We start from the raw sequence: 13,851 nt of genomic DNA, 5'->3' as shown, positions 1-13,851 counted from the left end.
TCACTGCTTCTTCGGGTTGTAGGTGGTCTCCTTCACGGGAAGGTCGACCGTGATGGGATCGGCCTTCTCGAAGTGCAGCTCCACGGTCACCGTCTCGCCCTGCTTGGGCCTCTCCTTGAGCGCGGCGAACATGATGTGGCTCCCGCCGCGCTCCAGATCCAGCTCGCCGTCGGCGGGCACCTCGAAGGACGTCACCATGCGCATCGTCTGGTTCTTCGTCTTGTGGATCGTGACGTGGTCCGAGAGCGGGCTGGTGACCGACGTGAGCCGGTCGGAGCTGCCGCCGCTGTTCCGTACGACGAGGAAGCCCGCCGCCATGTCGCTGACGGGCTGCGGCATGAACGCGCCGGTCACCTTCAGCTCGGGCTTGCTGTCCGAGGTCGAGCATCCCGCAAGCGCCAGCCCGGTGGTGAGGGCCAGGGCGCCGGCGAGGGTGGTGCGGCGGTTCACGGAGTCTCCCCCTTGATGATCTTGGGGAGGTCCTTGGTGTAGTCGTCGGGCGAGGTGTCTTCGCTGTACAGCACGTACCCCTTGTCGGTCTTCGGGGAGAACGCGATGACCTGCGACCCGTGCATCGAGACGACCGTGCCGTCCTTCTCCTTCTTCGGCGGGTCGATGCCGATGCCGATCTCGCGTGCGCCCGCCTGGATGGTCGGGAAGTCGCCGGTGAGGCCGATGAAGGAGGCGTCCTGGGCCTTGAGCCAGCTGCCCAGCGAGGACGGGGTGTCCCGCTCGGGGTCGGTGGTGACGAAGACGACCCGGAGCTTGTCCTGGTCGGCCTTGGGCAGGGACTTCTTGGCGATGGCGATGTTGCTCATGATCAGCGGGCAGACATCGGGGCAGTTGGTGTAGCCGAAGTAGATGAGCGTCGGCCTGCCCTTGGTCTGCTCACGCAGGTCGTACTTCTTGCCGTGGGTGTCGGTCAGGACGAGATTCGGCTTGGTGAACGGCTGGTCGAGCACCGTCGCGGCCTTGGTCTTCGCCTCGGCGGAGACATCGGCGATGGGTTTCCCGGCGCTGTCGTCGCTGCTGCCGCAGGCCGACAGGGTGAGTGCGGCCGCGGCGACGAACGCCGCAACCAGCACAGTCTTCTTACGCATGGATCGCTGATTCCTGGTGGGTCGGTGAAAACGGTGGGTCTCCGGGCCCTCTTCCGGATCAGGCCGAGCCCGTGTGACCGGGACCGCGCGTCTGCGGTCCGGTCCGGAGAGCGGCCTGATCCGAAAGAAGGCGCCGGGGGTCTCAGGCGGTGCGGCGGCGGCCTGCGAGGACGCCGAAGGCCACCCCCGCGATGCCGATGACGATGCCGACCACCCCGAGGACACGAGCGGTGGTGTCACTGGAGGACGAGGCGGAAGCAGCCTCCGTGTTCTTGTCCTTCGCCTCGTCGGCGGTCGCCGCCCCGCTCTTGTCGTCGGCGGTGCTGCCGTGCTCGTCGGTGGTCGCGGCGGTCAGCTTGAGGACCGGCGCCGGGCTCTCGGGCTCCTCGGCGCCGTCCTTCTGCTCCTCGATCCAGCGGACGACATCCTTGTTGTCGTACGTCTGAATGGCCTTGAAGACCAGCTGGTCGGCGTCCTCGGGGAGCTGGCCGACGGAGAGCGGGAACTGCTGGAATTCGCCCGGGCGGATGCCGAGGTCGTTCTTGCTGCCCTCGGCGGTCCAGGTGACCTTGGAGACGGCCTCGTTGATCTTCTGGCCGTGCATGTCCAGCGGCTTCGCCAGCTTGCTCCTGGTGACGTCGATCTTCCAGCCGGGCACCGGCTGCGGCATCACGGAGGCCAGCGGGTGATCGGTCGGGAAGTTGACCTCGAGCTTGATTGTCGAGGCGTCGTCCCGCTCGTTGGGGACCTTGAAGTTGATCGTGGCGTAGCCACCCTTGGCTGCCTCGCCCTGCGGTTGCACGCTGACGTGCGCGGAGGCGGTACCGGCGAGGATCAGCACGGTGGACGCGGCGACGCCGCCGACCACGGCGATGCGGGAAAGGTTCATGGCAGGAATCACTCCACAGAAGCACGAAGGAAAGGTGGTCCGCCGCACAGGTGCGCGACGGCGTCGCGACACCTCTTCCTCACGTGCGGCGTGCGTGCACGGTGCCGGGCGGGCGCCACCGGGCGTGGGCCGGGTGATGACCGCAGAACGGTTCGTGCGTGCCACGAGCGGAGGGCGTCGCGTCAGGCTGCGAGGGTGAATACGGACGGAGGCCCGCGCCTGATCACCTGGTGCTGCAGTGGATCGCCGGTGACCGGAGCCGGTGCGTCGGCTGTCGTGCGGGGGGTGCGCGGCCCGGTCGCTGCCTCAACCGGGAGACCGGTCCGCAGCGTTCGTACGAGAACGAGCGCGGCCCGCAGCGCGCGCAACCGGGCCTCGGCCGCGAGTTGCTGGGCGCCGTGCGCGGAAAGCCTGGTCAGCTTGAACAAGGCGATCTCGCCGCGCCGCAGCAGCCAGCCCGTGGCGAGCGCGGCCAGCAGATGGCCGAGCACCATGGGCAGGCTGGGCAGCATTCCCGGGAGCAGCCCGGCGAGGGTGGTCGGGTCCGTTCCGGCGGCGGCCATCGACTGATGGTCCATGCCTGTCACCGTCGCCGGATCGATGCCCGCGTCGCTGACGATGCGGTGGGCTTCGGCGGCGTTCAGCTGCGCCGGTCCGGCGCCGCACACCAGGCTTGCGGCGAACCGGATCAGGGAGCCGTCGCCCGTCGCTGCCGGCGTACCGGACGTGCTGTGCGTGCCCAGCCCGAACAGGGTGTGCAGGGCGAGCTGTCCACCGGCCAGGGCGGCGGCGATGGACGGCAGGGAACGCTCGCGTCCGGCTAGCGTCACCACCAGCGCGAAGACTCCGAGGAAGCCTGCGAGCAGCGTCCACCAGGGGACGCTCGCGCAGGAGGCCAGTGCGTGCCCTGCCGCGGACAACGCGACACAGACCGCGGTGAACACCGCGGTCCTCAGGAGCCGCAGACCGGCTCCGGCGCGTGCGACAGGCGTAGACATGGCCGGGCCATCATCGCACTGCGTCCCGGGAATCGGTACGGCAGGTCCGGAAGGTCGCCTTCCGCCCGATTGAGTGCGCGGCGTTCCTGCTGTCGGGCCTGGCATACACGGGTGCACCAAGTGCGGGTATCCGCCGAATGAGCTGTTTCACATCGGGTCTGTGCTTACGAACCGCCCGGTGCGGCAATACGTATCGGTATGTCGAGCCGCAGCCAGGAGGCTGGAGCATGAGCATCTGGTGGTCACTCCATTTGCGGCGCGAAGCTGCGAGCGTTCCGCTCGCCCGTCGTTTCCTGCTCGGCACCATGGAGACCGCCGGCGTGGATCCGGACATCTCCTTCGATCTGTCGGTCGCGCTCAGCGAAGCATGTGCGAATGCCGTCGAGCACGGCGGGGACCGGAGAGACGTCGGCGCCCCCGGGGCCCCATGGGACACGTGGGATGCCTGGGACGAGCAGTCCGGTTCGGCTTCCGGGCAGTACCGGGTCACCGCGTATCTGGACGGCGAGAAATGCCGTATCGAAGTCGCCGACTCGGGGCCCGGCTTTCCCGCGCGGTGCGCCCTTCGGACTGCTGATCAGCCGCAGTCGGATCAACATCAGCAGCAGTTCCTGCCGCCCGTCGGCGCCGAGGACGGCCGGGGGCTCTGTCTGATCGAGCAGCTCGCCGACCATGTTCACTTCGGCAACCGCCCGGGTCGTGGCGCGGTGGTGAGCTTCGACAAGGTTCTGAAATGGCGGGAGGGCGCCCTGCTCATGGTGTCCTGAGCAGGGCGCCCTCCGGCGCTCGGGGGCGGGTTCCCGGTGGTCAGCCCTTGAGCTGGGCCATCCAGGCCTCGATCTCGTCGGCCTGGCGCGGCAGCTTGTCGGAGAGGTTCCGGTTGCCGTCCTCGGTAACGAGGATGTCGTCCTCGATCCGGACGCCGATGCCGCGGTACTCCTCCGGCACGGTGAGGTCGTCGGCCTGGAAGTACAGGCCCGGTTCGACGGTGAGGCACATGCCGGCCTCCAGCGTTCCGTTGACGTACGTGTCCGTGCGAGCGGTGGCGCAGTCGTGGACGTCCATGCCGAGCATGTGGCCCGTGCCGTGCAGGGTCCAGCGGCGCTGGAGACCCAGCTCCAGGACCTTCTCCACGGAAAGGTCGCCCAGCAGGCCCCAGGCGACGAGCTTCTCGGCGAGTACGCGCTGCGCGGCGTCGTGGAAGTCGCGGAAGGCCGCGCCCGGCTTGACGGCGGCGATGCCCGCCTCCTGGGCCTCGTACACCGCGTCGTAGATCTTCCGCTGCAGCGGCGTGAACGTGCCGTTGATGGGAAGGGTCCGGGTCACGTCGGCGGTGTAGAGGTCGTTCGTCTCGACACCGGCGTCGAGGAGCAGCAGCTCGCCGGAGCGCACGGGGCCGTCGTTGCGCACCCAGTGCAGGGTGGTGGCGTGCGGGCCGGCCGCGCAGATCGAGCCGTAGCCGATGTCGTTGCCCTCGACGCGGGCGCGCAGGAAGAACGTTCCCTCGATGTAGCGCTCGCTGGTGGCCTCGGCCTTGTCGAGGACCTTCACGACGTCCTCGAAGCCGCGCGCCGTGGCGTCGCAGGCCTTCTGCAGCTCTGCCGTCTCGAAGGCGTCCTTGATCAGTCGCGCCTCGGAGAGGTAGATCTTCAGTTCCTCGTCGCGCTCCGCGGTGACCTTGTCGGTGAGCGCGGCGTCGATGCCCGCGTCGTGGCCGCGGAGGTTGCGGACCGGGCCGGTGGCCTCGGCCAGCGCGGCCGGGAGCTCGCGCACATCCTTCGCCGGGATGCCCAGCAGGTGCTCCGCCTCGGTGAGGGAGTGGCGGCGGCCGACCCACAGCTCGCCCTGGCCGTCGAGCCAGAACTCGCCGTTCTCCCGGTTGGAGCGGGGCAGCAGGTAGATCGACGCCTCGTGGCCGTCGCCCTTCGGCTCCAGGACGAGCACACCGTCCTGGGTCTGGTTGCCGGTGAGGTACGCGTACTCGGTGGACGCGCGGAAGGCGTACTCGGTGTCGTTGGCGCGGGTCTTCAGGTTGCCCGCGGGAATGACCAGACGCTCGCCGGGGAAGCGGGCGGACAGTGCGGCACGGCGGTCGGCGGTGTGACCGGCCTGCGCGATCGGCTCGAGGCCGTGCAGCTCGGTGTCGGCCCAACCCGACTTCATTCCGGCGGCGAGCTCATCGGATACGCCCGGGTACAGGCCGTTCTTCCGCTGCTTGACCGTCTCGGCTTCTTCGGTCTCCGGGTTCTCCGGGTTCTCCGGGATGAGCTCCTCAGACACGGCTTGACTCTCCTTGATACGACACTGGATCTCGTCCATCGTACGGGCGTACGGAAGGGGGCCCTGGGCCGTAAGACCTCTTACACACGGAAGCCGGAAGACATCACTCGGCCGGGAATCGGTTCAGTCGAAGCGTGCGGCGAGGATTACGACGTCCTCCGTGCCGTCGGCCTGGTCGAGCCCGTCCGGAAGGACGGTCCGCAGGACATGGTCGGCGACGAACCCGGCGTCGATGCGCAGCGCCCTCGGCACGCTCGCGGCTGCCGAGTGGAGCCGTGCGAACGCCCGGTCCATCGAGTCGCCGGTACGGCGCAACAGCCCGTCGGTGTAGAGCAGCACGGTCTCGCCGGGCGCCGGGGCGATTTCCACGCTCGGCGCTTCCCAGCAGGCAAGCATGCCCAGCGGCGCGGACAACGAGGTCTCGACGAACTCCGTGCGCCGGTCGCCGATTACCAGCGGCGGGGTGTGTCCTGCGCCGGCCAGCAGGATCTTGTGGCGGGCGGGTTCGCAGTAGGCGAAGAGCGCGGTCGCGGACCGGGTGGGTTCGGTCAGGCGCAGCAGCAGTTCCAGATCGGACAGGACGGCGACCGGATCCTCGCCCTCCATCACCGCGTACGCCCGCAGACCTGCCCGCAGCCGTCCCATGGCGGCCAGGGCGCTCGGCCCGGAACCGCCCACCGAACCGACGGCGAGACCGAGTGCGCCCTCCGGCAGCGCCAGCGCGTCGTACCAGTCACCACCGCCGCGGGGTGCCGGGCGATGGCGGGCGGCCAGCTGTACGCCGGTGACCCGGGGCAGTCGGCCGGGCAGCAGCTCCTCCGTGATGGTGGCGACGTCGGCCCTGGCCCGTTCCAGCTCCAGCAACCGGGCCAGATGCTCACTCGCGTACCCGGCGTACAGGCCGACGAGATGACGTTGACGCTCCACCGGCTCGGCGGGCTCGTCGTACAGCCAGACGGCTGCGCCGAGTCGTCCGGTCACGTCGGTGGTGATCGGCAGGGCGTAGCTGGCGGCGTATCCGAGCCGGGCGGCGACCTCGCGGTGGCGGGGGTCCACGCTTGCGTCGCCGAGGAGGTCAGGGCTGGTCAACGGGGTTTCGGTGGCCGGAAGACCGTCCAGGATCCGTCCGTACGAGGTGGCGCTGCGCGGCACCGTCTCGATGTGCCCGAGCTCGGCATGGGCGAGGCCGAGACCGATGGTGGAGACCGGGCCGCGACGGTCGGAGGGTTCGAACACGATCAGTCCGCGGCGGGCGCCGACGAGAGCCGCGCCGGCATTCAGCAGTTCGTGCAGTGCGTCGTCGAGGGTGCTGGTTCTGGCCAGTCGCTCGGTGAGTTCATGGAGCGTCGTGAGGTCGGACACCCAGCCGGCCAGACGGTCCTGGATGAAGGCTCCCGGTGCGGCGGCCACATTGGCCAGGGGCCCGGCAGTGTGCGCTGAAACAGGAACCATGGGATCGATTCCAGCCACTTTCGGCAGGTGAGGGGCGCTCATGGCAACCGGCTTTCCGACCAGTGCGTTTCGTCGAATAGCATCGCAAACCCCCATGTCATTCTGCGCCGCTATCAGTGCATCCACATGTACACGCACAAGTGAGCCGATGTCCAGCATTGTCCCTACGGCATTTGTGGTGTCCATGGGACCACCAAGTTGGCCAAAAAATGCACCCTATGGCGGCTAATTGCGGTCGACTGGGTCTGGCTCAACAGGGGGTTCCCACGGGGTGAAGTCCCGGTGGGAGCGTCATTCCGGGCCTGCGGGGTACGTAATCGGTGAGGAACCAGGGGCAGTTCCGGTCGCCCCGGAACCTGGCAGAGAGCCCGGGCGTCCTCACTACGACGACCGCGCCCCACCCCAGAGTGGCGGGGTTGTGCACCATGGAACGGCAGGCGCGCTGCGCGCTGCCCCTCGCCATGCTTTTGGCTGGACCTGGCTCAGCTCGACCCGGCTCACGCTCGGTACCGACGGGTGACCCCGTACCGCAGACATAGAGAGCATGTACGCACGGTGAAGTAATGCACACGTGATGTGACGCGCACGTGGTGTGATGTGGCCCTCGGCGTTCAACGGAAAGGAACGAGCGCTCATGCGCGAGATCCTCGGAAGGCGACGCAGGCTCCGGTTCCGGCGCAAGGCAAGGCCCGCTCAGCTCGACGCGGCCCTGACCTGCGCCACTGCATGGCAGTGGCCCGTGCTCCCCGGAGTGGGACTGGACGCAGCCGGTGGCCGCGGTGACCGTGGCCGCGGCTGTGCCTGCCCTGATCCCGAGTGCGCCGTACCCGGCGCACACCCCTTCGATCCCGGTCTCCTCGCGGCGACCACCGACGAGTGCATGGTGCGCTGGTGGTGGAACAACCGCCCGACCGCGCCGATCATGCTGGCCACCGGTGGCCGTGCCCCGTGCGCGCTGAGCCTGCCGGCCGTGGCCGGTGCCCGGGCGCTGACCGAGCTCGACCGCATGGGCATGCGGCTGGGCCCGGTGGTGGCGACGCCGACGCGGTGGTCGCTGCTGGTCGCCCCGTACACCCTCGAACGACTTGGTGAGCTGTTGCATGCCAAGGACTGGGTGCCCAGTTCGCTGCGCTTCCACGGCGAGGGCGGCTATCTCGTCCTTCCCCCGTCGGGGGTGGGTGCGGGACAGGTGCGCTGGGAGCGGGCTCCGCTGCCGGGTTCGGCGACGCCCTGGCTGCCGGACGTCGAAGCCGTCCTGGACGCGCTGGTCGAAGCGAGCACCAGTGCTCCCGACGGCGGCAGCCGGCTCGCTTACTGACAGGCGCGGCTGTCCGGTCCGGCGTACGAGCGGTTCGGTGGACGGCCCGGGGCGGATCGGCTCACTCGTTCGGGTGTGAGCCGATCCGGGTTCTGCGGTCCGCGGGTGTGCTCCACCCGGGAACCCCCATGACGCCGATACCTTCGCCGCAGCGTCAGGTATTAGCGTCAGGTATTCCCGTCGGCCGGCAGGTGGGATCACCATGAATTTCCGCATGATCGTTACGGCGGGTGCGGTCGTGTCCGCCGTCGTGCTCCCGTTCGTCGCTTCCGCCTAACCCACGGAAAGCCCCGATTCCGTGACCGGCCATGCAAAGTCTGCCCATGCAAAGTCTGATGTCGACGGGCTTTCTGATGCACCTTCCGAAAATGGTTCGGAGAGCGCTTTGGGCACTTCCTCAAGGGGATCTTCGGAGAGGAGTTCCGGTGTCGGACTTCTGTCCGATACTGGCCGCCCCCGTGAGGCCGGTGAGGTTGCCGGATTCGGCGTTGCCACCGGCCCCACCGGCCCCGGCGCTGCCGGTTCCACCCCGCGGACCGTTGCCCGCTGCGGCCCCGAGCTGATTTCCCCCGAGGGCCTCGAGGCACAGACCTGCGTCATGACCGACGGTCGGGACACCTGGGCGCGCAGCTCCCACCGCAATACGACGGATGGCGAACTCCGTTCCGTACAGACCCTGATGGGGTCCGGCGGCCGAACCGTCGAAGTGCGCAGCACAGTGGACGCACAGGAAGAGCCGGGGGGTCTGCGAAACGCCTCGCCGCTCGTCGCGCGGAGGCGCCGACGCGTACACGGCCGTGGCCGAGTACGCGGGAGAGGAGACGATGGTGGAGGCTCCGCTCCTGCTGAGGGCCGGTTCCGATCCGGCGTCTCCTGCGGCGGGTTGACGCCGCTCCGCGGCTGCTGTGCGCCGGGCGTCGTCCGCTCCGTGAGCCGTGCTGTGCGCCGGGTCCGGGCATGAGAATGCCCGATCGCTGGCGACGGGGGATGCACCAGCGACCGGGCTTCTAGAACCGTAACAAGAGATCTGCCGTTCGCAAATTCGATCTCGTATATTCGGACAGCGATTTACCTGCGGGTACGACAAGTGTGACGCGTGTCACCGGGCGGCCCGCAGGGGTCGTCACGTCCGCACGGTCAGCTGAGCGTCACCTGGCGGTTGGTGAGCCCGCCACGGGCCCGGCGCTCCTCGGCGGTGAGCGGGGCGTCCGAGGCGAGCGCCCTCGTCAGCCGCTCCGCGAGCTCGGCTGCGGGCTTCTCGCACTCCTTCGCCCCCATCGCGCTCGGCAGGTCCCAGACCGGAACCATCAGCCCGTGCGCGCGGAAGGAGCCGACCAGCCGGGTCCCTTCGCCGAGCGAGGAGGTGCCGGCGGCGTGCAGCCGGGCGAGCGCGTCGAGCAACTGCTCCTCGGGGTACGGCATGACCCAGCGCAGGTGGTTCTTCTCCGGGGTCTCGCACCAGTACGCGGCGTCCACCCCGGAGAGCAGAACGGTCGGGATCGCCGCTTCGTTCGCGCGTTCCAGGGACGCGGACACCTCGGGCGTGGCGTTCTCCGCGTCCGGCACCCAGAACTCGAAGCCGGAGTGGACGACCGGCTCGAACGCCGCTTCCGGGTCGAGCAGGTCCTGCAGGCGCGGACCGTCGGCCGGTACGCGGCGGGCGGCGACGGGCGAGCCGGGCTCGGCGGCCAGTGCACGCTGCAGGGTGTCCGCGAGGTCTCGGCTGAGGTCGCCGGAGGAGGTGTCGTTCTGCAGGGCGACAAGGACGGAACCGTCGTCGCGGCGCAGTGCCGGCCAGGCCATCGGCAGCACGGTCGCGAGCGTCACGGACGGCACACCGTCGGGCAGCCCGCCCTTGAGTGTCAACTCGACCGTGGCGGCGGGCACCAGCTCGCGCAGGGCGACCCAGTCGCACTCGCCCGCCAGGCCCTCGAAGGGGCGGTGGACCAGCTCGGTCACGGCCTGGGCGGCGGCGCGGCCGTGACACGCCTTGTAGCGGCGGCCCGAACCGCACGGGCAGGGCTCACGAGCCCCGACCACCGGGATCTCGGCGTCCTTGAGTTGCTGCTTCCCGGCCTTGGTCTGAGGGCGCTTCTTGGCCATGGTGGGCTTTCTCCCGATTGCGACAGTGCGGTCTGGGCCGCGAGCCTAGCGGCCCGTGTCGGGTACGGGGCACAGACGCCCGGGCGCCTGCGTGTACATAGGCCGGAAGGTCGGCCGGGGCACCGGCCAGGGCGCCGGTCGGCACGCGTGCCGTTACTGGGCGGTCCGCCCGCCGATCCGTACGAGGGTCTGTCCGCCGGGTGGCGCCTCTGCCCTGTGTCCGGGCGGTCGCAACCGGTGTGTCGGCGTCAGCCCGCATCGTCGAAGGCGTCGGCGAAGTCCAGCCCGTCGAGCCCCTGCACGTGTCCGTTCCCGGTCCCATGGCCCTCGCTGACCACCACCCACACGGTGACCTCGCCGGACGAGCCGTCGCGTACGCCCCACTCCTCGGCGAGCGCGCTGATGATGTTGAGCCCGCGTCCGCCGCGCGCCGTCACCGAAGGAGTGGCCGGAATCGGTCTGGTGGGACCGCCTCCGTCGGTCACTTCGACGGTCAGTCCGCCTGTTCTGTCGACGCGCCATGCGGCGCGGACGTCACCGTCACCCACATCTGTCTGTCGTCCCAGCGGCCTGCCGTGTCGACAGGCATTGCTGAGAAGTTCGGAAAGGATCAATACAGCATCGTCGACGACCGAATCCGACACCCCGTAGCTGCGCAATTGCTCGCGCATCCGGTGCCGCGCCTGGCCCACGCCCGCAGGGCCATGGGGTACGGCCATGCTCGACGACGTGGGCACTTCCTGTGCCACCACCAACGCCACCCCCGAGACCTCCTTTGCCCCACGCCACGGAGTGAATGCCCTCCTGGACTGGGCCGGAAACCGGCCAATGGTCTGCGAGTGACGCACTCGTAACGATCGAATACAGATCGAATGCGCCGGTGTACTCCTTGTAACTGATGTTAAAGGTGACCCAGTTGCGACAGGACCTGTTTTGGGCGATTCGTGATGATTGCCTCGACGCCCAGGCGGGCGCAGAGCTCGACGTCCTCCGGTTCATTGACCGTCCAGACGTGCACGCGGTGGCCCGCGCGGTGCAGTCGCTCGATGTAGCCGGGGTTACTGCGTACGATCCGCAGACCCGGACCGGCGATCCGGGCGCCGGCGGGCAGCCGCCCGTCGCGCAGCCGCGGCGAGACGAACTGCATCAGATAGACGGTGGGCAGGGTGGGTGAGGCGGCCTGGATGCGGTGCAGGGAGCGCGCCGAGAAACTCATGATCCGTACCGGCGAGGGGCCGTCTGCCGGTGGAGTGTCGAGCTCGTACCGCTTCAGGAGGTGCAGCAGCCGTTCCTCCACCTGGCCGGCCCAGCGCGTGGGGTGCTTGGTTTCGATGGCCAGTTGCAGGGGTCGCCCTGCGGCTCGCGTCTCGACGACCAGTTCGAGCAGTCGCTCCAGAGTGAGTACGGAGGTGAGCTCGCCCGGCACCGGGTCCCAGTCCGGGGACTCCTCGCGGTCCTTCCAGGAGCCGAAGTCGAGTGCGGCGAGTGCGGAGAGCTCCAGGGCGGAGACGGCACCCCGCCCATTGGACGTGCGGTTCACCCGGCGGTCGTGGACACAGACGAGATGGCCGTCGGCGGTGAGACGTACATCGCACTCCAGGGCGTCGGCGCCGTCCTCGATCGCCTTCCGGTATGCGGCCAGGGTGTGCTCGGGTGCGTCGTCGGACGCTCCGCGGTGTGCGATGACCTGGATGGGGTGGTGCGGGGTGTGCTGCCGTGCGTGGGTCACGGCGTCATCGTGTCACCGTGGGGCGACGGGCGCGTGCACCTGAAGGCGAAGGACCGTTTTGCCGGATATAAAGATTGGTGTGCGGACGCACAGGTCCTGCTTACAGTGGCCTGACGGGTCATGGGAAAAGCTGGCTCCAGACACGTGCACAGCGGATCTCTTGCCGAAACTGATGAGGAACCGAGGAGTAAAGAGCTGTGAGCACAGAGAACGAGGGCAACGAGGGCACCGCGGCTCAGGCCGTTCCGTCCGTTCCGTCCGCACCTCCCGTGCCGGCCGCTGCTCCTGAGGGCACGCCTGCGTCCCCGCCGGCGCCCGCGAGCCCGGAATCGTCGGAAGCGACGGCAACGCAGCAATTCCAGCAGCCGTCTCAGCAGCCGCAGCGCGCGAATGACTGGCCGCCGCCGCAGCCGCCGCAGTCCCAGCCCGGGGGTGCCTGGCCGACGCCCCCGCCCGCTGTTCCCGCGTACGCCCAAGGTGCGGGTGGTGGCCCTGTGTGGGGCGCCCCCGGCCAGCCGCAGACGCCCGAAGCCCCGCGAAAGCGACGAGGTGGAGGCCTGGTGGCGGCGGTGGCAGCGGCGGCGCTCGTGGCGGGCGGCATCGGCGGCGCCCTCGGCTACTGGGCGGCCGACCGGAACGACAACAACTCCTCCGGCTCGACCACGGTCGCGGCGTCCAACCCTCAGGTACTCAAGCGCGATCCCGGTACGGTCGCGGGCGTCGCGGCCGCGGCGCTGCCGAGTGTGGTCACCATCAACGCGCAGAGCGGCGACGGCGAGGGCGGCACGGGCACCGGATTCGTGTACGACAAGGAAGGCCACATCCTCACGAACAACCACGTGGTGGCCTCCGCGGCGAACAGTGGCCAGCTCACGGCGACGTTCTCCAACGGCAAGAAGTACGACGCCGAGGTGGTCGGCCGCGCGCAGGGTTACGACGTCGCGGTGCTGAAGCTGAAGAACGCACCGTCGGGTCTTGCACCGCTCGCCCTCGGAAATTCGGACCAGGTTGCGGTCGGTGATTCGACGATCGCGATCGGTGCGCCATTCGGTCTGTCCAACACGGTCACGACGGGCATCATCAGCGCCAAGAATCGCCCGGTGGCCTCCGGCGACGGTTCCGGCGGCAGCAACTCGTACATGAGCGCACTGCAGACCGACGCCTCGATCAACCCGGGCAACTCCGGCGGTCCGCTGCTCGATGCGCGCGGTGCGGTCATCGGCATCAACTCGGCGATCCAGTCCACCGGCAGCAGCGCCCAGTCGCAGGCGGGATCCATCGGCCTCGGCTTCGCGATCCCGATCAACCAGGCGAAGAACGTCGCCCAGCAGCTGATCAAGACCGGTCAGCCGGTCTACCCGGTGATCGGTGCCACGGTCTCGATGGACGAGAGGACCGGCGGAGCCGTCATCTCGGACCAGGGCTCGGGCGGCACCCCGGCCGTCTCGCCGGACGGCCCGGCGGCCAGGGCCGGCCTCAAGGGGGGCGATGTCATCACGAAGTTCAACGACTCGGTGATCGACAGCGGCCCGACCCTGATCGGCGAGATCTGGACCCACAAGCCGGGCGACAAGGTGACGCTGACGTACAAGCGAGACGGCAAGGTGTCGACCGCCGAAGTCACCCTGGGACAGCGCAAGGGCGACAACTGACCGGACCGGCTGCCGACAGCCGGGAAAGGTGCAGGTGAGGGGCTGCCGAGCGATTCGGCAGCCCCCTCGTGCGTCTCACGGTGCAGGGTCGAGGCGGTTGCGGTCACTCGTCCGCGGGGCGCGGCAGTCGTTCAGCTCCTTTTGATGCTGCGGATGGCGCTGCATCTGAGTCCATTGCTGCGCGGTGCTTCCATGAGCGTGACGAGTGCATTCACCGTGGTCCACCAGGACAGCCGACTCGGCACCTGTGATGCTGATTTCGGGTTGGCGGGAGTCCGGTCCGTGACCATCCGCCCCTGGAGCACCACCGACACCGGCGTTGTGGCTCTC

Annotated in this window: 12 protein-coding genes; 3 read left to right on the top strand and 9 right to left on the bottom strand. The window is 69.1% G+C overall.

The window, feature by feature from the left end:
- The 4 genes from OG395_RS27645 to OG395_RS27630 all read right to left on the bottom strand — a co-directional run bounded on the left by OG395_RS27645 (nt 1) and on the right by OG395_RS27630 (nt 2,987).
- Nucleotides 1–450: a copper chaperone PCu(A)C gene (locus tag OG395_RS27645; RefSeq protein ID WP_327245339.1), complete on the bottom strand. Its 450-nt coding sequence runs from the start codon at nt 448–450 to the stop codon at nt 1–3.
- Nucleotides 447–1,100, bottom strand: coding sequence for an SCO family protein (locus tag OG395_RS27640; protein ID WP_327245338.1), 654 nt, complete (start codon nt 1,098–1,100; stop codon nt 447–449). The genes OG395_RS27645 and OG395_RS27640 overlap by 4 nt, the downstream gene beginning before the upstream one ends.
- A 142-nt stretch (nt 1,101–1,242) precedes the next feature.
- Complete coding sequence (locus OG395_RS27635) at nt 1,243–1,989, bottom strand: YcnI family copper-binding membrane protein (RefSeq protein ID WP_327245337.1); 747 nt, start codon at nt 1,987–1,989, stop codon at nt 1,243–1,245.
- A gap of 182 nt (nt 1,990–2,171) precedes the next feature.
- Nucleotides 2,172–2,987, bottom strand: coding sequence for a hypothetical protein (locus OG395_RS27630; protein WP_327245336.1), 816 nt, complete (start codon nt 2,985–2,987; stop codon nt 2,172–2,174).
- A 227-nt stretch (nt 2,988–3,214) separates the two neighbouring features.
- On the opposite strand from OG395_RS27630, the gene OG395_RS27625 reads away from it, so the two are divergent.
- Nucleotides 3,215–3,754 (top strand): ATP-binding protein, encoded by a 540-nt coding sequence (locus OG395_RS27625; protein WP_327245335.1) that lies wholly within the window; start codon nt 3,215–3,217, stop codon nt 3,752–3,754.
- Nucleotides 3,755–3,794: 40 nt separating this feature from the next.
- Here the strand turns inward: OG395_RS27625 and OG395_RS27620 are convergent, their stop codons facing one another.
- Both OG395_RS27620 and OG395_RS27615 read right to left on the bottom strand, forming a co-directional pair.
- Nucleotides 3,795–5,267: an aminopeptidase P family protein gene (locus OG395_RS27620; RefSeq protein WP_327245334.1), complete on the bottom strand. Its 1,473-nt coding sequence runs from the start codon at nt 5,265–5,267 to the stop codon at nt 3,795–3,797.
- A gap of 123 nt (nt 5,268–5,390) precedes the next feature.
- Nucleotides 5,391–6,878, bottom strand: a complete 1,488-nt coding sequence (locus tag OG395_RS27615) for a PP2C family protein-serine/threonine phosphatase (protein WP_327249478.1) — start codon at nt 6,876–6,878, stop codon at nt 5,391–5,393.
- Nucleotides 6,879–7,353: 475 nt separating this feature from the next.
- Here OG395_RS27615 and OG395_RS27610 point away from each other — a divergent pair, with 475 nt between their 5' ends.
- Nucleotides 7,354–8,037 carry a bifunctional DNA primase/polymerase gene (locus OG395_RS27610; RefSeq protein WP_327245333.1) on the top strand — a complete coding sequence of 228 codons (684 nt, stop codon included), beginning with the start codon at nt 7,354–7,356 and terminating at the stop codon, nt 8,035–8,037.
- 1,137 nt (nt 8,038–9,174) lie between these two features.
- On the opposite strand, the gene OG395_RS27605 is transcribed toward OG395_RS27610, so the two are convergent.
- The 3 genes from OG395_RS27605 to OG395_RS27595 form a co-directional block, all read right to left on the bottom strand.
- A complete protein-coding gene (locus tag OG395_RS27605) occupies nt 9,175–10,140 on the bottom strand; it encodes a DUF5926 family protein (RefSeq protein ID WP_327245332.1) in 966 nt (321 codons plus the stop codon).
- A 248-nt stretch (nt 10,141–10,388) separates the two neighbouring features.
- Nucleotides 10,389–10,988, bottom strand: a complete 600-nt coding sequence (locus tag OG395_RS27600) for an ATP-binding protein (protein WP_327245331.1) — start codon at nt 10,986–10,988, stop codon at nt 10,389–10,391.
- A 53-nt stretch (nt 10,989–11,041) separates the two neighbouring features.
- On the bottom strand, nt 11,042–11,869 hold the full coding sequence (locus OG395_RS27595; protein ID WP_327245330.1) for a glycerophosphodiester phosphodiesterase: 828 nt from the start codon (nt 11,867–11,869) through the stop codon (nt 11,042–11,044).
- Between the two features lie 197 nt (nt 11,870–12,066).
- Between OG395_RS27595 and OG395_RS27590 the strand changes: the two genes are divergently transcribed.
- The gene (locus tag OG395_RS27590; protein WP_327245329.1) at nt 12,067–13,521 is read left to right on the top strand and encodes a S1C family serine protease; all 1,455 of its coding nucleotides are present in this window, start codon (nt 12,067–12,069) and stop codon (nt 13,519–13,521) included.
- The last annotated feature ends 330 nt before the right edge of the window (nt 13,522–13,851 follow it).

This window comes from Streptomyces sp. NBC_01320 (genome assembly GCF_035974375.1).
Taxonomy (GTDB): Bacteria; Actinomycetota; Actinomycetes; order Streptomycetales; family Streptomycetaceae; genus Streptomyces; species Streptomyces yanii.
The sequence above is the reverse complement of the archived record's forward strand: the minus strand, read 5'-3'. Positions and strand labels throughout refer to the sequence as shown.

Coding starts and splice junctions, on each gene's coding strand:
- OG395_RS27640 (WP_327245338.1), bottom strand. CDS start 1,100: ATGCGTAAGAAGACTGTGCTGGTTGCGGCGTTCGTCGCCGCGGCCGCA.
- OG395_RS27635 (WP_327245337.1), bottom strand. CDS start 1,989: ATGAACCTTTCCCGCATCGCCGTGGTCGGCGGCGTCGCCGCGTCCACC.
- OG395_RS27630 (WP_327245336.1), bottom strand. CDS start 2,987: ATGTCTACGCCTGTCGCACGCGCCGGAGCCGGTCTGCGGCTCCTGAGG.
- OG395_RS27625 (WP_327245335.1), top strand. CDS start 3,215: ATGAGCATCTGGTGGTCACTCCATTTGCGGCGCGAAGCTGCGAGCGTT.
- OG395_RS27615 (WP_327249478.1), bottom strand. CDS start 6,878: ATGCTGGACATCGGCTCACTTGTGCGTGTACATGTGGATGCACTGATA.
- OG395_RS27610 (WP_327245333.1), top strand. CDS start 7,354: ATGCGCGAGATCCTCGGAAGGCGACGCAGGCTCCGGTTCCGGCGCAAG.
- OG395_RS27605 (WP_327245332.1), bottom strand. CDS start 10,140: ATGGCCAAGAAGCGCCCTCAGACCAAGGCCGGGAAGCAGCAACTCAAG.